20 protein-coding genes are annotated in these 16,152 nt (G+C 70.8%); 3 read left to right on the forward strand and 17 right to left on the reverse strand.

Annotation, left to right across the window (positions count from 1 at the left end; all coding sequences use genetic code 11):
- Positions 1 to 59 precede the first annotated feature (59 nt).
- Entirely contained in the window at positions 60 to 1,727 is a 1,668-nt protein-coding gene (locus ETP66_RS07795) for an L-lactate permease (RefSeq protein WP_130842073.1), read from the reverse strand.
- Between the two features lie 211 nt (positions 1,728 to 1,938).
- Entirely contained in the window at positions 1,939 to 2,421 is a 483-nt protein-coding gene (locus ETP66_RS07800; protein ID WP_130842074.1) for a peroxiredoxin, read from the reverse strand.
- 113 nt (positions 2,422 to 2,534) lie between these two features.
- On the opposite strand from ETP66_RS07800, the gene ETP66_RS07805 reads away from it, so the two are divergent.
- A complete protein-coding gene (locus ETP66_RS07805; protein WP_130842075.1) occupies positions 2,535 to 2,819 on the forward strand; it encodes a hypothetical protein in 285 nt (94 codons plus the stop codon).
- A 96-nt stretch (positions 2,820 to 2,915) separates the two neighbouring features.
- Here the strand turns inward: ETP66_RS07805 and ETP66_RS07810 are convergent, their stop codons facing one another.
- Genes ETP66_RS07810 through ETP66_RS07825 form a run of 4 tightly spaced genes read right to left on the reverse strand, consistent with a single transcriptional unit; the run spans position 2,916 to position 6,598 of the window.
- Positions 2,916 to 3,848 carry a vWA domain-containing protein gene (locus ETP66_RS07810; protein WP_130842076.1) on the reverse strand — a complete coding sequence of 311 codons (933 nt, stop codon included), beginning with the start codon at positions 3,846 to 3,848 and terminating at the stop codon, positions 2,916 to 2,918.
- Positions 3,845 to 4,768 carry a vWA domain-containing protein gene (locus tag ETP66_RS07815; protein WP_130842077.1) on the reverse strand — a complete coding sequence of 308 codons (924 nt, stop codon included), beginning with the start codon at positions 4,766 to 4,768 and terminating at the stop codon, positions 3,845 to 3,847. The genes ETP66_RS07810 and ETP66_RS07815 overlap by 4 nt, the downstream gene beginning before the upstream one ends.
- Complete coding sequence (locus ETP66_RS12400) at positions 4,735 to 5,604, reverse strand: DUF58 domain-containing protein (RefSeq protein WP_130842078.1); 870 nt, start codon at positions 5,602 to 5,604, stop codon at positions 4,735 to 4,737. The genes ETP66_RS07815 and ETP66_RS12400 overlap by 34 nt, the downstream gene beginning before the upstream one ends.
- A complete protein-coding gene (locus tag ETP66_RS07825) occupies positions 5,564 to 6,598 on the reverse strand; it encodes an AAA family ATPase (RefSeq protein ID WP_130842079.1) in 1,035 nt (344 codons plus the stop codon). The genes ETP66_RS12400 and ETP66_RS07825 overlap by 41 nt, the downstream gene beginning before the upstream one ends.
- 90 nt (positions 6,599 to 6,688) lie before the next feature.
- On the opposite strand from ETP66_RS07825, the gene ETP66_RS07830 reads away from it, so the two are divergent.
- The gene (locus ETP66_RS07830; RefSeq protein WP_145964256.1) at positions 6,689 to 6,892 is read left to right on the forward strand and encodes a hypothetical protein; all 204 of its coding nucleotides are present in this window, start codon (positions 6,689 to 6,691) and stop codon (positions 6,890 to 6,892) included.
- Positions 6,893 to 6,927: 35 nt separating this feature from the next.
- On the opposite strand, the gene ETP66_RS07835 is transcribed toward ETP66_RS07830, so the two are convergent.
- Complete coding sequence (locus tag ETP66_RS07835; RefSeq protein ID WP_130842081.1) at positions 6,928 to 8,016, reverse strand: zinc-dependent alcohol dehydrogenase; 1,089 nt, start codon at positions 8,014 to 8,016, stop codon at positions 6,928 to 6,930.
- The gene (locus ETP66_RS07840) at positions 8,013 to 9,074 is read right to left on the reverse strand and encodes a class II aldolase/adducin family protein (RefSeq protein ID WP_130842082.1); all 1,062 of its coding nucleotides are present in this window, start codon (positions 9,072 to 9,074) and stop codon (positions 8,013 to 8,015) included. The genes ETP66_RS07835 and ETP66_RS07840 overlap by 4 nt, the downstream gene beginning before the upstream one ends.
- Positions 9,075 to 9,118: 44 nt before the next feature.
- Here ETP66_RS07840 and ETP66_RS07845 point away from each other — a divergent pair, with 44 nt between their 5' ends.
- Positions 9,119 to 10,096, forward strand: coding sequence for a P1 family peptidase (locus ETP66_RS07845; protein WP_130842083.1), 978 nt, complete (start codon positions 9,119 to 9,121; stop codon positions 10,094 to 10,096).
- A gap of 48 nt (positions 10,097 to 10,144) precedes the next feature.
- Here the strand turns inward: ETP66_RS07845 and ETP66_RS07850 are convergent, their stop codons facing one another.
- The 9 genes from ETP66_RS07850 to ETP66_RS12405 form a co-directional block, all read right to left on the reverse strand.
- Positions 10,145 to 11,149, reverse strand: coding sequence for a S1C family serine protease (locus ETP66_RS07850; protein ID WP_130842084.1), 1,005 nt, complete (start codon positions 11,147 to 11,149; stop codon positions 10,145 to 10,147).
- Positions 11,150 to 11,229: 80 nt separating this feature from the next.
- Complete coding sequence (locus ETP66_RS07855) at positions 11,230 to 12,327, reverse strand: YwiC-like family protein (RefSeq protein WP_130842085.1); 1,098 nt, start codon at positions 12,325 to 12,327, stop codon at positions 11,230 to 11,232.
- Positions 12,328 to 12,370: 43 nt separating this feature from the next.
- Positions 12,371 to 12,748, reverse strand: a complete 378-nt coding sequence (locus ETP66_RS07860) for a hypothetical protein (protein ID WP_130842086.1) — start codon at positions 12,746 to 12,748, stop codon at positions 12,371 to 12,373.
- Positions 12,745 to 13,041: a cupin domain-containing protein gene (locus ETP66_RS07865; RefSeq protein ID WP_130842087.1), complete on the reverse strand. Its 297-nt coding sequence runs from the start codon at positions 13,039 to 13,041 to the stop codon at positions 12,745 to 12,747. Before ETP66_RS07865 ends, ETP66_RS07860 begins: the two co-directional genes overlap by 4 nt.
- Positions 13,038 to 13,238, reverse strand: coding sequence for a DUF542 domain-containing protein (locus ETP66_RS07870; RefSeq protein WP_130842088.1), 201 nt, complete (start codon positions 13,236 to 13,238; stop codon positions 13,038 to 13,040). The genes ETP66_RS07865 and ETP66_RS07870 overlap by 4 nt, the downstream gene beginning before the upstream one ends.
- Positions 13,239 to 13,284: 46 nt before the next feature.
- The gene (locus ETP66_RS07875; RefSeq protein ID WP_130842089.1) at positions 13,285 to 13,710 is read right to left on the reverse strand and encodes an RrF2 family transcriptional regulator; all 426 of its coding nucleotides are present in this window, start codon (positions 13,708 to 13,710) and stop codon (positions 13,285 to 13,287) included.
- A 53-nt stretch (positions 13,711 to 13,763) separates the two neighbouring features.
- A complete protein-coding gene (locus ETP66_RS07880; protein WP_130842090.1) occupies positions 13,764 to 15,449 on the reverse strand; it encodes a cbb3-type cytochrome c oxidase subunit I in 1,686 nt (561 codons plus the stop codon).
- 9 nt (positions 15,450 to 15,458) lie between these two features.
- Positions 15,459 to 15,989 (reverse strand): cupredoxin domain-containing protein, encoded by a 531-nt coding sequence (locus ETP66_RS07885; RefSeq protein ID WP_130842091.1) that lies wholly within the window; start codon positions 15,987 to 15,989, stop codon positions 15,459 to 15,461.
- 8 nt (positions 15,990 to 15,997) lie between these two features.
- Entirely contained in the window at positions 15,998 to 16,123 is a 126-nt protein-coding gene (locus ETP66_RS12405) for a hypothetical protein (RefSeq protein ID WP_269089305.1), read from the reverse strand.
- Between the last annotated feature and the right edge of the window lie 29 nt (positions 16,124 to 16,152).

A 16,152-nucleotide genomic window follows, 5' to 3' on the forward strand; every position in this document is an offset into this window, starting at 1 on the left:
CGTAGCCCCTTCAGGGCCCCGTCGTGGCCTAACGGGGTACCGAGCCCCCCTTCCGCCCCTCAGAAAAAGCGGAGCAGGACCCACCCAAAGAATCCCGCCAGGAGGAGGTAGAGGAGGGTGGGGCGGACGGTGAGGCGCAGGAGGGGCCCCTCCCGGCCGATGAGCCCGGTGACGGCCGCGGCGGCCACCACGTTGTGCACGGTGATCATGTTGCCCGCGGCCCCGCCCACCGCCTGCAGGGCCACGATCAGGGCGTGGGGCAGGCCCAGGCGGTCGGCCACCCCCCACTGGAAGAGGGCGAACATCAGGTTGGACACGGTGTTGCTCCCGGCCACAAAGGCCCCCAGGGCCCCGATGACCGCGGCGAAGGCGGGCCAGGCCAGGCCCACGTTCTCGGCCACGAAGCCCGCCAGGAGGAGGGGCATGGACTCCAGGCCGGAGGTGTTCCGGCCCGACTCGATGAAGATGCGCACCATGGGCAGGGCCACCAGTAAGGCCAGCGAGGCCGCCCGCACCTGGGAGAAGGCCTCCCGGGCCGCCAGGCCGATGGACCTGGGGCCCATCCCGTAGAGGAGGAGGCCCGCCAGGACCCCCACCAGGAGAAGGATGGTCCCCGGGGAGTACAGGATCTGCCAGCCCTGGGAGATCCCGGTGCCCAGGATGTTCCGGAGGGCCAGGTCCACCTGGGTGAGCCAGCCCCGCAAGGGGAGGGCCTCCAGCCGGGTGAGGACCAGGAGGAGGCCCAGGACCACATAGGGGGTCCAGGCCCGGAAGAGGGGCATCCCCGGCCCCTCCTTCTCCTTGGGGGGCTCCAGGGTCCCCATCCACCAGGCGGGCCAGGCCTCCCGCCGGGGGAAGTCCCAAGGGGTTTTGGGCTGGAGGAAGCCCCGCCGGGCGGCGTAGGCCGCCACCGCCAGGCCCAGAAGCCCCCCGAAGAGGGAGGGGAACTCGGGGCCCAGGGTCCAGGCGGTGAGCACGTAGGGCACCACGAAGGCCGCCCCGGCGAAGAGGGCGAAGGGCCAGACGGCAAGGCCCTCCCGCCAGGAGCGCCTTTCCCCGAAGAAGCGGGTGAGCATCATGGCGATGAGGAGGGGCATGAGGAGGCCCACCAGGCCGTGGATGAGGGCCACGAAGCGGGCGATCTCCCAGGCGTAGGCCTCGAGGCTCACCCCCGCCAGGGCCAGGTATTCCCGCACCGGGGGGGCGTCCAGCCCGCTCCGGACCCCCACCAGGATGGGGGTGCCGATGGCCCCGAAGGAAACGGGGGTGGACTGGGCCATGAGCCCCACCATCACCGCCGCCGCCGCGGGGAAGCCCAGGGCCAGGAGCAGGGGTCCCACCACCGCCGCCGGGGTGCCGAAGCCGGAGGCCCCCTCGATGAAGCAGCCCAGGAGGAACCCCGCCAGGATGGCCTGGATCCTGCGGTCGGGGCTCACCGTCCGGAGGCCCTTGCGGATGGCCTCCACCGCCCCCGAGCGGCTCAGGACCGCGAGCAGGAAGAGGGCCCCGAAGATGATCCAGAGCAGGGAGAGGGCCACCCAGATCCCCTGGATGGCGGCGGCCAGGACCACCACCCCGGGGACCTGCCAGGCCAGGAGGCCCACCAGGGCCACGGTGAGGAGGGAGAAGGGCATGGCCTGCCGCGCTCCCCAGCCCAGGCCCAGCATGAGGACCAGCACCACCAGGATGGGCAGAAAGGCCAAGAAGGCCAGCACGGGCTCCGCCATTTGCAGGCAGGATACCCTTGGAATCCGCTTGGGTCAAGGATTGGCTACGGATTGGAAGCCTTTCCCGCTTGCTCCGGGGCCCGGGTCTGCGGGGGTTGGCTGCCCGTGCACGGGGGTCCCCCCACGGGGAAGAAGGGAAGGGGCCTGGCCACGGCCTTTGGCGCCCCCCCTGGGGTGCAGGCCGCGGCGGGGTACTGGGGCCGGGGTGGCGTCAGCGGAGGCGCCCCTTCAGGTAGGCCAGGACCGTGTCCGCGTCCTTCAGGGGGTTCACCCCCCGCCAGACCCTTTCGATGCGGCCCTCGGGGTGGATGAGCACCGTGTCCCGGCTGTAGAAGCCGAAGAGGCTCCGCACCCCGTAGGCCCGGGCCAGACGCCCGTCCCGGTCGGGGATCATCCCCCCCTGGAGGGCCAGCCGCTCCAAGAAGGCGCACTGCTCGGAGGCTGGGTCGTGGCTCACCCCGTAGACTTGGACCCCCAGGCGCCGGAACTCCTCGTAGAGCTCCGAGTAGCGCTTGGCCTGGAAGGTGCAGCCGGGGCTATGGGCCTTGGGGTAAAACCAGAGGACGGCCCAGGTGCCCCTCAGATCCACGGGGCGGCCGTAGCTGTCCTGGGCCTGGAGGAGGGGGGCCTTGTCCCCCGGGGCCAGGGCCCGAGCCCGAAGGAAGCCCCAAAGCAGGAGGACCACGGGGTGCATGGCTTCAGCCTAAGGCGGAAGAGGAGGGGAAAAGGTGGGCGGGGCCGCAAGGGGTTTGAGGGAAGGGGCGCTTCCTCCCTGCGCGGAGGGGGGCGGCCTGCTACCCTTAGGGCATGAGACCCTTCCTTTTGGGCCTGGCCCTGGGGGGGCTCCTGGGGGCGGGCGCGGTCTGGATGGCCGCCTTCCCGGCGGCCCGGGATCCCTTGGGCCCGCAAGAGGCCTACGGCGTCCTTCCCGTGCAATCCTTCCCCTTCCCCCAGGGGGAGGAGGGGAGCTGCGAGCCCCAGGTGTACCTCTTCTGGAACGGGGAGTTTTTCCGCCTGCTTCCCATCCCCGGGGGGGAGCCCCAGGAACTCCTCCCTGTGCAGCCCGCCCCAAACCCCTTCGGCGGCTCCTAGGTGCCGCTGCGCCCAGGTTGCCCCACCGGGAGAGGAACACCGGCCTGCGCACCTCTCTGAGGCCCCCGCGCCTCAGCCCAGGCCGCAGCGGGGTGCTCAGGCGGGCGAAAGGTAGCGCCGGACGGTCAGGCCCAGGAGGGCCAGGAAGCCCCCCAGAAGGCCCAAAGGCCCGGTGGCCTCCGCGGTCCGCGCCTCCAGGCGCAGGCCCTGGGCCAGCTCCCGGTACAGGGCGGACAGGTCCCCCTCCGAGGTCACCAGGTAGTACTGGCCCCCGGTGAAGGCTGCCAAGGACCACAGGAGCTCTTCGTCCAGTTCAAAGGCTCCGGCGAGGAAGCCCAAACCGCTCACCGGGTCCTCTGGGCCCGGGGTCCAGCCGGGTACCCCCACCCCCACGGCGAAGATGCGCACCCCCATCCGGGCGGCCTCGGCCGCGGCCTCCAAGGGGTCCGCCCCGGTGCGGTTGCGCCCGTCGGTGAGGAGGAGGATCTCCCCCCGGCCCCCCGCCTCGCGGATTAGCCGCAAAGCCTCCAGGAGGCCTTCCCCGATGGCCGTGGAGCGGCCGAACTCCAGGCTTTCCAGACTCTGGAGGAGGCGCGGGCGGTCCCGGGTGGGGGGCTGGAGGGTCTGGGCGAAACCGCTAAAGGCCACCAGGCCGATCCGCACCCCCGGGGGCGCCTCCTGGAGGAAAGTCCGGGCCGCCTCCTTGGCGGCCTCGAGGCGGTTTGGCCTGAGGTCGGTGGCCATCATGCTTCGGCTCACGTCCACCACCAGGATGGCCACCCCCCCTCCTCCCCGGCCGGGCAGGGGGAGGAGGGGCCGGGCCGCCGCTAGGGCCAGGAGGAGGAGGCCCAGGGCAAACAGGAGGGTGGGAAGCCAGGGCAAAGGCCCCCGGGCCTCCCGGGCCGCCTCCCGGAGGAGGGGGACGAGGGGATGGGGTAGGCGGGCTTTGGGCCTCCTCCGGTGGAGGCCGAGGAGGAGGAAGCCCAAGAGGAACAGGAGGCTTAGGGCCTCGGGGGCCAGAAGGCTCACGGCCACCTCCCTTCCTGGGCCAGGCTCCGGTAGGCCCCGAAGGCGAAGAGGAGGAAGCCGGCTGCCACCAGGGCCTGGGAGAGGTCCCGGGGCTGCCTCCGCCAGGCGCGGTGGGGCTTCAGGACCCGGTACAGGGGCCGGAAGTCCTCCTCCAGCACCCCTCCTCCCGTGGCCTGGGCTAGGCGCAAGAGGCCGAGGGGGTCGGCGGGGACGAAGAAAAGCCCCTCACCGATACGGCTCACCGTACCCCGGGGGTCCCCCAGGGGACGGACGAAGACGGGCAGGCCCGCCCGGGCCAGGGCCCGGCCCTCCTCCACGGGATCGCCCCCCACGTTGGCGGCCCCGTCGGAGAGGACCAGGAGGGCCGCCGGGGGGCGGGCTTCGGGCAGGTCCCGGCCCGCGGGCCCTTCCGGCCTCAGGGCCCGGCGGGCCACGGCCAGACCCTGGGCCAAGGCGGTGTTCCCCTGGGGGCGGAGGGCTTCCAGAACCTCCAGAAGCCCCTCGCGGTCTGTGGAGGGGGGGAAGAGGAGGGCCCCGTGGGGGCCGAACCCCACGAGCCCCACCTTGGCCGAGGGGTCCAGGCCCGTCAGGAAGGCCTTTGCCAGGGCTTTGGCCCGTTCCAGGCGGCTTGGGGGCTCGTCATCCGCGGCCATGGAGTGGCTGGTGTCCACCACCAGCATCACCTGGGTGAGGTTCTCCCGCCAGGGCAGGCTGGCCTCGGGGCGGCCCGCCGCCAGAAGGAGGAGCAAAAGGCCCAGGAGGTACGGCAGGGGTAGGGGCCTGGTCCGGGGGAGGAGGTGGGGGTCCAGGAAGCGGCCAAGCCGCCTTTGGCCCGCCCGGTGGCTGAGCCAGAGGAGGGCTACCCCGGTCCCGAGGAGAACAAGGCCTAGGAGGAAACCCTCGGGGCTCTTGAAGGCCACTTTCGCCTCCTCTCCACGAAGCGGAGGAGCAGGGGAACCAGGTCCTCCTCCGTGGAGGCCGGGAGGAGGTCCGCCCCCGCCCGCCGGATCTCCCCCACCCTTGCCCGCCGGAGGGCCTCGGCCCGCCTCCGGTAAGCCTCCCGCACCCGGCCGTCCAAAGCGTTCACCTCTACCTCCTCCCCCGTTTCCGGGTCGAAGAAGGGGAGCACCCCCGCCCCGGGCAGTTCCCGCTCCCAAGGGTCTTCCACCAGGACCGCCACCAGGTCGTGCCGGGCGGCCAGGCGGGCGAGGGGGGCGTAAAAGGGGTCCAGGAAGTCCGAGAAGACAAAGGAGAGACTCCGCCGCCTTCCCACCCGTCCCAGGAGGTCCAGGGCCTCCCCCAGGGGGCGGCTTCCCCCGGTCCTTTGGGCCTCCCGGGCCAGGAGGAGGGCCTGGGCCTTGCCCCCCCGGGGGGGCAGAAGGCCAGCGGGCAGGATGGCTCCCACCCGGTTTCCGTGGCGCAGGGCGATGTAGGCGATGGCCAGGGCCAGTTCCAGGGCCAGGCGGTACTTCTCCCGCCTGCGGGAGCCGAAGCGCATGGAGGGGCTCCCGTCCAGGAGGAGCCAGAGGGTGAGCTCCCGCTCCTCGCGGAAGCGGCGCACGTGGAGCTCCCCCGTGCGGGCGGTGGCCGGCCAGTCAATGCGCTCCGCCTCGTCCCCTGGGCTATAGGGGGAGATTTCCGCCAGCTCCAGGCTCTTCCCGTAGAACACTCCCCGATAGTCCCCGAAGAGGAACCCGTCTAGGGGACGTACCGCTTCAAGCTCCAGCCGGGCCAAAAGGGCTTCGGGCGTCTCCATGGGGGTCGTGGAAGGGCACGAAGGGCGGAGGGAAGCGCTTCAGGATGGCCTCCAGCACGCTTTCCGCCCTCACCCCTTCCGCCAGGGCCTGGTAAGAGAGGACCAGGCGGTGGCGGAGGGCGTCCAAGTAGAGGTCGCGCACCTCCTCGGGAAGGGCGTGGGCCCGGCCCCGCAGGAGGGCCAGGGACTTAGCCCCCTGGACTAGGGCCAAGGAAGCTCTAGGGCTTGCCCCGTAGGCCACGAAGGGCTTGAGGTCCCTAAGCCCTGCCCCCTCCAGGTCCCGGGTGGCTTGCACCAGGGCGACCGCGTACTCCGCCACCTTGGGGTGGACGTAGACCCGGTCGGCCAGGCGGGAGATGGCCAGGAGCTCCTCCAGGGGGAGGACCTTCGCCACCCGGATCTCTTCCCCCGCCGTCATGCGCTCCACGATCCGGAGCTCCTCGTGGAAGGCGGGATAGTCCACCACCACCTTGAGGAGGAAGCGGTCCAGCTGGGCCTCGGGCAGGGGATAGGTGCCCTCGCTCTCGATGGGGTTTTGGGTGGCGAGAACCAAAAAGGGATCCGGCAAGGGGTAGGTCTCCTTGCCGATGGTTACCTGGCGCTCCTGCATGGCCTCCAGGAGGGCCGACTGCACCTTGGCGGGGGCCCGGTTGATCTCGTCGGCCAGGAGGAGGTGGGCGAAGATGGGTCCGAGCTCGGTGCGGAACTCCCCCTCCTTGGGGTTGTAGACCCGGGTGCCCAGGAGGTCCGCGGGCACCAGGTCGGGGGTGAACTGGATCCTCTTGAAGGTGCCCCCCAAGGCCTGGCTTAGGGTCTTGACCGCCAGGGTCTTGGCCAGCCCCGGTACCCCCTCGATGAGCAGATGGCCCCGGGCCAGGAGGGCCACCAGCATTCTCTCCAGGAGGCGGTCCTGGCCCACGATGACACGCTTGATCTCCTTAAGCAGGCCCCTGAGCTTTTCCCCTGCTTCCTGAAAGGCTTCTTCCCAGGCCACGGCTGCCTCCGGGTTGGCCGGAGTATAGCGCCAAGGGGGCAGAGGTGCTAGGGGGGTGGCCACCTTTTTGGCACAGCGAGGCTGCCCATGGTGGCCGGGGTGCCTACGGAGGTCCACGGAGACGGCCGCTTTGTCCTCCGGGGCCACCTCCCCGTCTCCCTCCGGGCCTACGGGGAAGCCTGCCTCAAGGAGCGGGCGGCGGCCCTCGAGTCCTTGGCCGGCTGCGATCTCTGCCCCCGGGAATGCCGGGTGGACCGGGGGCAGGGGGTAGGGGTCTGCCGGGTAGGCCGGTAGGCCCGGGAGGCGGGGCTGCCGCTTCCCAAGGCCCTTCAGCCGGGTCTGAGAAGGGCCTTGCCGCGGGCGGCGAGGGCCTCGGGCCACCTTTCCAGGGGGAAGGTACCCCCCACCAGGCCTTCCAGACCCCGGAGGTTGGGCAGGAGGCCCACGGCCTCGGCGAACTCCTCCCGGGTGTAGGTGTAGCTCCCCAGGAGGCCCACCTCCTTGAACCAGAAGGGGGAGAGATCGGCCCACTCCAGCCCCGGGGCCCCCAGGAGGAGAACCTTTCCCCCTTCTTGGGCCAGGGCCAGGGCTTCCCGGAAGCCCCGGCCGCTTCCCGAGGCTTCCACCACCGCCTGGTATCCTCCCCGGTACCCCTCGAAGAGGAGGTAGCGGTAGCGCCGGGCCCGGGCCAGGAGGGCCTCCCGGGCGGTTCCGTAAACCCCATCCGCCCCGAAGGCCCGGGCCCTTTCCCCCTGGTGAGGGTACTTGGCCACGGCGTAGACCTTGCCGGCGAAGCCCAAGGCCCTCAGGAGCCCCACGGCCAGGAGGCCCAGGGTGCCCATGCCCAGCACCAGCAGTTCCTCCGGCCAGGGCCTGAGCTTCTTAAGCCCCCGCAAGACCACCGCCAGGGGCTCGGCGAGGACCGCCCGCGCCTCGGGTACCCCCGGGGGAATGGGGTAAAGCCTTTCGGGGCGGACCAGGATCCACTCCCCCCAGCCCCCGGGGAGGTCGCGGTTGTACCCCAGCATCCCCGGGGCCAGGGCCCCTTCGGCCACGTTCTGGCAAAGCCCCTCCTCTCCCCTCTGGCAGGCGGGGCAGGGGGGAAGGCCCCGGTCGGCGCAGGAGAGGAGAGGGTTCACCGCCACCAGGCTCCCCTCCACCTCCCCCAGGACCTCGTGGCCCAAGACGGCGGGGAAGGAGAAGAAGGGGCTGATGGTAGGGGGGCTTTTCCCATAGAGGAGGGCCAGGTCCGAGCCGCAGACCCCGCTTAGGCGCACCCGGACCCGGACGAAGCCCTCCCGCTCGGGCAGGGGCACCTCCGCCAGGCGCAAGGGGAGAAGCCCCCTGGGAAAGCGCTTGCCTAGGGCCCGGGCGGCGAAAAAGCGGGGCAGGGAGGGGGTGTAGAGGAGGGCCTTCATACCATGGGCACGGTGCGGATGAGCCGGCCCTCGATCCTCTCAAGGATCTCGTCCATGCTGCGGCCGGTGATGGTGAGGCCGTGGTTCTTGAGGCCCACCACCGCCCGGGTGGGGTCAGGAGCCTCCCGCACCTTCTCCGCCACCGCCTGGGCCAGCTCGTAGGTGCCGCAGGGGTAGTTGAAGGGGGTGGCGGGGACGCCCTCCATCCAGGCATGCACGTGCAGGATGGCCCCCACCCCGGGGTGCTCCCGGTAAATCATCCAGTGTTCTATGGCGTCCACGCTCACCCGCCTGGGCTCCACATGGGGGGGGATGGAGAGGAGGATGGCGTTCCTTCCCGGGTCGTAGCCCTTGACCATGAGGATGTCCCGGCCCACCGCCTTCAGGTTCGCCTTGTCCACCCCGCTCGCCGACATCCAGAAGCGGCGCTCGTCCTTGCGCACGGAGAGGTTGCCGTAGGAGAGACCTCCGATGCCGTAGAGCCTCTTCACGTGGCGCAGGTCCTCGGGGGGGAGGATCTCCTCTATGGGAAAGGGGGCGGGGAGGAGGTCCCACTCCTTGAGCCTCTTGCCCGCCCGGTGGAGGCTTTTCGTGAGCTCGTCCCCCTCCCAGAGCTCGGGCTCCAGGTCGGGCTCGAAGAGGTTGTTGATCACCAGTCGGCTGCAGGCGATGGGCCTTAGGCGCGCGGCCACCCGCTCGTAAAACGCCGCCCCTTCGGGTTCCTCGTAGTGGCCGAGCTCCAAGGTGAGGAACTTCACCCCCTGCCCGGGGACGTAGGCCAGGAGGACGTTGGAAAGCGCCCGGACCAGGTAGGGGTAGAGGTTTTGCAGGGGGTTTTCCGGGAAGTGGGGAAGCTCCAGCACCGAGGCCACGAAGGTGGCCTGGGCCTTACGGCGGTAGGGTTTGGGGTTTTCCGGGGCGATGGCGTTCAGCACCAGGTTGGGAGCCTCCGCCTGGGGGTTTTGGCGAAACCCTTGGGCCTCGAGGGCCTGCCCCACCCCCTCCAGCAGGGCCGCCACCCGGGGCGTAGGCTCGCCGTGGACGAGGTATTCCCACATGAAGCCTCCTTGCATCCGGGTTCAGCCTACACCATACTGGTCCCATGGCGGAAGCCTTGTGGGGCGGGAAGGCCCTTCCCTTGGGCCTTGGGGTGGGTCACTTCACGGACCTCGAGGCCCGGACCGGCTGCACCGTGGTCCTGGCGGCGGAGGGGGCGGTGGCGGCGGCCGACGTGCGGGGGGCGGCCCCCGGCACCCGGGAGACGGACCTCCTCCGGCCGGAAAACACCGTGGAAAGGGTGCAGGCGGTGGTGCTCACGGGGGGAAGCGCCTTTGGCCTGGCGGCGGCGGAGGGGGTGGTGCGCTACCTGGCGGAAAGGGGCAGGGGCTTTCCCACCCCCGGCGGGGTGGTGCCCATCGTGCCCGCGGCGGTCCTCTACGACCTGGGCCGGGGCAGGCTCCACCGGCCGCCGGGGGCGGAGGCAGGGTACCAGGCGGCCTTGGCGGTAGGGGAGGAGGTGGGGGAAGGCGGCGTGGGAGCGGGCACGGGGGCGGTGGCCGGCGGGGTCAAGGGCGGGGTGGGCCTGGCGGGCTACCTCCTGGAGGAGGGGTTTCGGGTCGCAGCCCTGGCGGCGGTGAACAGCCTGGGGCGGCCCTTCGACCCCCGGACGGGCAGGCTCTACGCGGAAGGCCTCCTGGCCGTGGAGGAAAAGGCCCTCCTCCCGGACCTCTCCCGCTACCAGGGGAGGGAGGAGGACCACCGCTTCCCCTATCTTCCGGGCCAGAACACCACCTTAGGGGTGGTGGCCACGGACGCCCCCCTCAGCAAAGCCCAGGCCCGGCGCCTGGCCATCATGGCCCAGGACGGGATCGCCCGGGCCATCCGCCCGGCCCACACCCCCCTGGACGGGGACCTGGTCTTCGCCCTGGCCCTGGGGGACGGGCGGGGGGTGGACCCCATGGCCCTTTTGCGCCTCGGGGCCTACGCCGCCGACGCCCTCGCCCGGGCCATCGCCCGGGCGGTGCTCCTGGCGGAGGGCTTCCTCGGGGTGCCGAGCTACCGGGAGCTCGTGGCGGGCTGAGGGCCCCGGCGGGGGGCCCCCACCGCGGCGCGGCCCACAACCGGGCGCCTAGCGGCCGGGGAAGGGGGCGAGCTCCACCCCTACCCGGAAGACCTCCGCCCCCCGGCGCACGGTGAGGAGGACCCGGTCCCCCACCTGGCGGCGGCGCACCTCGGCGAGGAGCTCCTCAAAGGTGTTCACCGGGGTGCCGTCCACCTCCAGGATCACGTCGGGCACCCCCCCCGCCTCGAAGCCCCTGAGCCCCGCCCGGTGGGCTGCTCCCCCCGGCACCACCTCCCCCACGGCCACGCCCCCCGGGGGCAGGCCGAGTTCCCGGGCCAGGTCGGGGGTCAAGGCCCGGGGACCCCGGAGGCCCAGGTAGGGCCAGTAGGTCCGCTCCCCCCGCTCCAGGCCGGCCAGGACCGCCGCCCGGCCGAGGAGGGGGGTGAAGAAGCTGCGGAAGCCCTCCTCCGTCTGGCCGATGGCCACCGCTACCCCCACCACCCGGCCCTGGGCGTCCAGAACCGGCCCCCCGGAGTCCCCCGGGGCGAGGGGAAGGCTGGTCTCCACCAGGCCCTGGGGCAGGAAGGGGGAGGGGCTGGCCTCGAGGCGGGTCACGCGGCCAAAGCGGGGGGCGATGAACTGCCCCCGGCCGTTGCCGATGTGGAGGAGGGGTTCCCCCACCCTCAGGGGCCTCGCCGTCTCCAGGGGCAGGGTGGCCGGGGCCGCCGCCTCGGTGCGCAGGATCGCGAGGTCCAGGGGTTCGTGGAAGCCCAGGACCTCGGCCCGGGCCCGGGCGCGGTTGGCGAGGAGGAGGGTGTAACCTTCCCCTTCGGCCACCACGTGGTAGGCGGTGAGGACCAGGCCCGGGGCGTAGAAGAACCCCGTGCCCCTTCCCCCCTCGGGCCCCTCCACCCGCAAGGCCGCGGGGTGGGCCCGGTTGTAGACCTCCTGCAGCCCGGAGGGCGGGGCCTGCACGGGCTCAGCCCAGATCAGGGGCGGCCCCTGGGCGAGGAGGGCGTAGAGGGCCAGGACCAGGGGCACGAGGAGCAGGATGCCCCGGACTCCCTTCATGACCACATTGTGCTTCTTCCCGTCCGCTCCAGGGTGGTTCCGCCCACCATTCTGCCCGATGCCTGCGGGGGGCCCGCGCTTCAATGCCAGAGGAGCAGAAGCCCCAGGAGGAAAAAGCCCAGGGAAGGCCAGGGTTGGGGCCGCCGCAGGAGGAGGTGGAGGAGCACTACTCCCAAAAGGGCCAGAGGGGGATGGGGGAGGAGCTTGGGAGCGAAGACCAGGGCGAGGAGGCCAAGGAAGGCGTTCAGGTCGTAAAGCCCCACCAGGAAGCGCACGGCCCGGGGCACCTCCTTCCGCAGGAGGAGGTAGACCCCGGCGGCGAAGGCCGCCCCTACCAGGCCCCACCCCAGGAGGCGGTGGAGGGCGGGTACCCCCAGGAGGGGGGTGGGGAGGCCTCCCAGGGTGTAGCCCAAGGCGGTGGCCAGGACCACCAGGAGGCCAAAGCCCATCTGCGTCCAACCGATGACCCGGGCGGGGACAGGGGGGCGGAGGAGGGCCAGGCTCCCGTAGAGGGCGAGGAGCAGGAGGGCGGGCAAGACCGCCCAGGGGAGGAGGCCCCGCCAGGCGAGGAGAAAGGCGCAAAAGCCCGCTCCCCAAAGGGCCAGGTGGGCGGGGTATGCCTTCGGGCTTTCGCCCCGGGCGCGGAGTACCTGGGTGCGGGCATAGTAGAGCGCGGCCACGTCGCGCAGGGCCAGGGCCAGGAAGCTCCCCAGGGCCACCTCCCATCCGAGCCCTCCGGCCAGAACCCCGGCCGGGGCCAAGGAGGCCATAAAAAGCGCCGCCGTCACCTCAGGGAAAAGCTCCCGAGCGCGGTTTTGCGCATCCGCCCAGGCCATGTAGGCCCCCAAGGGGAGGGCGAGGAGGAGGGGCAGGAGGAAGGGCCCTTTGGCGGTGAGGGCCGTGAGCAGGAGGCCGAGGAGGGCGAGGAAGAGGTAGGCCCCGCCCACCCTTAGGGCTAGGTGGGTGCGGGGGTAGCGCCTGCCCCTCCTCAGGTCTTGGTAGGCAAGCCTCAGGGGGTGCCGCGCCAGGAAACCGAAGAGGCCGAGGAAGAGAAGCCCCAGGGTGTGGGGCCCGGGGGAGAGGAGGAGGCCCAGGAGGAGGGGTTCCAGGGTAAACCCCCAGCCCCCGTGCTCCGTGGGAAGGGCCACCGTTTTTAGGGGAACGCTCGCCGGGCGCATACCTGCTTCCAGGGTAAGGGAAGGTCCGTAGGCCAAAGCCCCTTTAGCCCCACAGCACCTCCAGCATGAGGAGGGCAAAGAGAAGCCCTGCCAGGGCGGAAACCCCTGCGAAGACTCCCCAGAAGACGGGACCCAGGGCCAGTCCCCAGCCCAGGGCCATGCCCAAAAGCCCTAGGTTGGCCAAGGCCACCTGGCAAAGGGCTAAGCCGGGCCTGCGGAAGACCACCCCCCGGAAGCGGGGTAGGGCGTGGTAGGCCACCCCGTAGATCATGAGGCTGACGAAGCCCAAGAGCTGCAGGTGGCCGTGGACGGGCCGCCAGGTGTAGGGGAGGAAGCCTAGGCCCAGCAGAAGGCCCAGGAGGTTGCCGGCCACGAACCAGAAGAGGGCTGCGGTGAGGGCCAGGCGGCTTGCAGGGATCATGGCCTGGGGGTGAGGATACCGAGGACCAGAAAGCGCCCCTCCCCGGCCCTGGCCCCGTGGGCTTCCCCGGGAAGGACGGCGAGGAGGGTGCCTGGACGGGCCGCCACCTCCCGCTCCCCCGCCCAGAGGGTGCCTTCCCCCTCCAGGCAGAGGAGGTGGACCCGGGGCTCCCCTCGGCCCCGCACCTCCTGGCCCCCCTGCAGGCTGAAAAGGACCAGGCGCACCTCGGGGTGGTCGGCGAGGAGCTCCACCCCCCGCACCGTCCCGTAGCGGGCCTTCTCCAGGAGGTTCATGCCTCTTCCTCCCCCAGGAACGCCTCTAGGGCCCGGAGCACCGCCCTCGGCTCCTGGCCCGCCGCCTTGGCTGCCTCCTCCAGGGGCTCTGCCCCGCCGCAGCAGGTGTCCAGGCCAAGCTTGCTCAGAAGCCCCACCGCCTCGGGGAAGCGCCTGAGGATCTCGTTCACCGTGGTCTTCAGGGTGATCCCTTCCATGCCTCTTAGCCTTGGGCACCTGGGGATTTTCCCGCTATGACCTAGATCAAGCCCTCTTGGGCGCTTCGGGCAGGAGGTCCTTGAGGGTGAGGCTGGAAAAGGCCCTGCGGATCTCCTGGTTCATGCGCACCAGGTTGGGCTTGAGGTAGCAAAACCCCCGCCTTTCCTCCGTGGGGCAGCGCCTCAGGGTGGCGCAAAGGTCCAGGGCTACGGGCCCGGAGAGGCTTTCCATCACCTTGAGGAGGGTGATCTCCTCTGGGGGAAGCCTGAGCCACACCCCCCCGGCCCGGCCCATGCGGCTTTCCACCAGGCCGGCTTTGGTCAGCTTGGAGAGCACCTTGGCCAGGAAGGCGGGCGGGGCTTTGAGCTTCCTGGCGATCTCCGCCGCGCCAAGCCCCGGTTCCTCCGCCAGGAGCAAAAGGGCGTGCAGGGCGTAGGACTCTTCGCGCCGCAACAGGCTGCGTACCGGCATGCCTCCATGCTAAACCCCCGGGGGACTGCCCCGGGGGTGCGGGAGGGAGGGCGCTACCGGCCGCCGATGAACCAGGTCTGGGCGAGGAACCAGTGGTGGTAGAGGTAGTAGAGGAGGAAGAAAGCCAGGAAGAGGAGGGCCAGGAGGTACACCCCCTTGGGGGTGGCGTGCCCCACCTCCGCCCGCACCGGGTAGGCCTGGCGGATTTCCTCGTCCCCCAAGGGCTTGCCCCAAAGGAGGCTTCCCACCACCAGGAGGACGAAGAGGAAGCCTCCCAGGAGGGCCAAGGTGCCCCCGATGCCCATGGCCGCGAGAAGAGGAGCCATCTCCGGTGGATACTGGAAGCCGAAGGGGCTCCCGCCGAACTGGAAGGTGTCTCCGAAGCGCCGGGGAAGGCCGTAGACCAGCCCTAGGCGCATCATGGCCAGGGAGAGGAGGGCCATGCCCAGCCCGAAGAGCCAAGGCTGCCAGGCGGCGAGCCTCGGCCAGAGGAGCCGGCGGCGGAAGAGGAGGGGGAGTAGGTAGTAGGTGAGGCCCATGAAGGCCAGGCTGATCCCCAGCACCACCGTGCTCTTGAAGTGGCCCACCACCGCCAGGGTGTTGTGCCACTTGAGGTTCTGGTCGTAGGAGCCCATGGTGACCCCGCTCGTGCCCCCCAGAAATCCGAAGAGGACCACGGAGAGGACCAGGGCGGAGAAGGCAGGGTTCCCCCAAGGGGCCCTAAGGAACCAGCCGAAAAGCCCCTGGGTGAAGCCCCTAAGCCTTAGGCCCCGCTCGATGGCCGCGGGTACGGAGAAGGCATGGATCAGGCTTCCCAGCACGGCCACGTGGATGAGGTAGCCGGTATTCACCCAGGTCCAGGCGCTGGAGAGAGCCCCCGTGGGTTCGGTGAGGAGGTGGTGGGCCGAGCCCAGGTTGATGCCCAGGAGGTAGAGGAGGAAGGCGATGCGGGAAAGCCTCTCGCTGGGGGTGGTGCCGCCCACGGTGAAGAGGGCCAGGAGGTACCAGGCGGTGACCATGGCCGCCAGGTTTACCTGCTGGGCCCCATGGCCGAAGCCCCAGTAGGTGTGCCGGAACCACAAGGGGTCCAGGCCGGGAAGGAGGCCTAAGGACCAGAGGAAGGCGGGGATGAAGGCGATGGCCCCGGAGAGCAGGGTGGTGGTGGCCAGGATGGCCGCGGTCAGGGCTCCGAAGGCCGCCAGGGGCATGGAGGCTCCGTAGGCCTTTTCCCGCCAGGCCCGGTGCAGGGTGGCGAAGAAGACGAAGACCGCCAGGATGGCCCCTACGGCGAAGAGGATCACCGCCAGATAGAAGAGAGGCGGGGCCTTTAGGGGCACATAGGGGGTGAAGGGGAGGAAGTTCTGGGGACTCGCCACGCCCAGGTAGTTGACGAGGACCGCTCCCAGGAGCATGAGCCCGAATCCTCCCCAGGCCAACCCGGGAAAGCGGAGGGGGGTTTTGAGGATGGCCGAGGCGGCGAAGTAGAGGAGGGCCACCTCAAAGAAGAGAATCCAGAAGATGAGCATATTCCAGCCGTGGAGGAAGGTAGCCTGGTAGTAAAGGAAGGGAGAGGCAGCCTCCGGCCCTAGGACCCGGTTCAAGGTGCTGGGAATGACCCAGAGGAACCCCAGCAGCAGGAAGACCACCGCGGCCACGGCGTTGGCCTTGACCAGGGTTTCCGCGGCGCTGTAGAGCCTGAGCCCCGTGGCGGGGCAGGTGCGTTCCAGGGGAAGGGCCATGCTTACCTCCTACTCCTCTACCAGGATCCTCCCCACCATGGCGTGGTGCCCCAGGCCGCAGTAGTCGTTGCAGATGAGGGCATACTCTCCGGCCCGGGTGGGGGTGAAGGGGTAGACCCACTCATACCCGGGGTAGAGCTGGAGGCTCCACTCGTGGGGGTAGAGGCTGAAGCCGTGGGGATAGTCCACCGAGGCCACCCGGAGGCGGTAGGTCTCGCCCTTCTTCAGCTTTAGGACCGGGTACCAACTGAAGGCCTGGGCCATGAGGTAGACGTCCCCGGGGGGCGGGGCCACCACGGGGACGCCGTGGAGCTCTCCCACCCGGTAGCGCTCGGCGAAGGCCATCACCTCCTGGCGGAAGGCCGCCGGGTCTACCTGGTAGGCCTCCCCGTGGGTGGTCTGGCGGCCGGTGAGGTGCCACAGTCCCATGAAGGCGGAGAGGAAGACGATGGCGAAGAGGGTGGCCAGCACGAGCCAAACCCGCTCCTCCGGGGGCAGGCCTTCCTCCTGCCAGCCTTTGGGGGGGGTGTGGAGGGCCATGGCGCCTCCTAGCGTCCGGGGACGCGGCCGATGTCCAGCCACCCCCAGACCAGGTAGAGTCCCACGAAGAGCGCTCCGTGGAGGAGAAGGAGGAGCCAGGGGTTGTCCAGAAGCCAGTGCGCCTTTTCCGCCATACGCCACCTCCTAACTCAGATCTACACAT

The organism is Thermus thermamylovorans (genome assembly GCF_004307015.1).
Taxonomy (GTDB): Bacteria; Deinococcota; Deinococci; order Deinococcales; family Thermaceae; genus Thermus; species Thermus thermamylovorans.

Bases quoted from the DNA above. Each gene is read 5' to 3' on its own strand.
- ETP66_RS07795 (WP_130842073.1), bottom strand. From the start codon at position 1,727: ATGGCGGAGCCCGTGCTGGCCTTCTTGGCCTTTCTGCCCATCCTGGTG.
- ETP66_RS07800 (WP_130842074.1), bottom strand. From the start codon at position 2,421: ATGCACCCCGTGGTCCTCCTGCTTTGGGGCTTCCTTCGGGCTCGGGCC.
- ETP66_RS07805 (WP_130842075.1), top strand. From the start codon at position 2,535: ATGAGACCCTTCCTTTTGGGCCTGGCCCTGGGGGGGCTCCTGGGGGCG.
- ETP66_RS12400 (WP_130842078.1), bottom strand. From the start codon at position 5,604: ATGGAGACGCCCGAAGCCCTTTTGGCCCGGCTGGAGCTTGAAGCGGTA.
- ETP66_RS07835 (WP_130842081.1), bottom strand. From the start codon at position 8,016: ATGAAGGCCCTCCTCTACACCCCCTCCCTGCCCCGCTTTTTCGCCGCC.
- ETP66_RS07840 (WP_130842082.1), bottom strand. From the start codon at position 9,074: ATGTGGGAATACCTCGTCCACGGCGAGCCTACGCCCCGGGTGGCGGCC.
- ETP66_RS07845 (WP_130842083.1), top strand. From the start codon at position 9,119: ATGGCGGAAGCCTTGTGGGGCGGGAAGGCCCTTCCCTTGGGCCTTGGG.
- ETP66_RS07850 (WP_130842084.1), bottom strand. From the start codon at position 11,149: ATGAAGGGAGTCCGGGGCATCCTGCTCCTCGTGCCCCTGGTCCTGGCC.
- ETP66_RS07855 (WP_130842085.1), bottom strand. From the start codon at position 12,327: ATGCGCCCGGCGAGCGTTCCCCTAAAAACGGTGGCCCTTCCCACGGAG.
- ETP66_RS07860 (WP_130842086.1), bottom strand. From the start codon at position 12,748: ATGATCCCTGCAAGCCGCCTGGCCCTCACCGCAGCCCTCTTCTGGTTC.
- ETP66_RS07865 (WP_130842087.1), bottom strand. From the start codon at position 13,041: ATGAACCTCCTGGAGAAGGCCCGCTACGGGACGGTGCGGGGGGTGGAG.
- ETP66_RS07870 (WP_130842088.1), bottom strand. From the start codon at position 13,238: ATGGAAGGGATCACCCTGAAGACCACGGTGAACGAGATCCTCAGGCGC.
- ETP66_RS07875 (WP_130842089.1), bottom strand. From the start codon at position 13,710: ATGCCGGTACGCAGCCTGTTGCGGCGCGAAGAGTCCTACGCCCTGCAC.
- ETP66_RS07880 (WP_130842090.1), bottom strand. From the start codon at position 15,449: ATGGCCCTTCCCCTGGAACGCACCTGCCCCGCCACGGGGCTCAGGCTC.
- ETP66_RS07885 (WP_130842091.1), bottom strand. From the start codon at position 15,989: ATGGCCCTCCACACCCCCCCCAAAGGCTGGCAGGAGGAAGGCCTGCCC.
- ETP66_RS12405 (WP_269089305.1), bottom strand. From the start codon at position 16,123: ATGGCGGAAAAGGCGCACTGGCTTCTGGACAACCCCTGGCTCCTCCTT.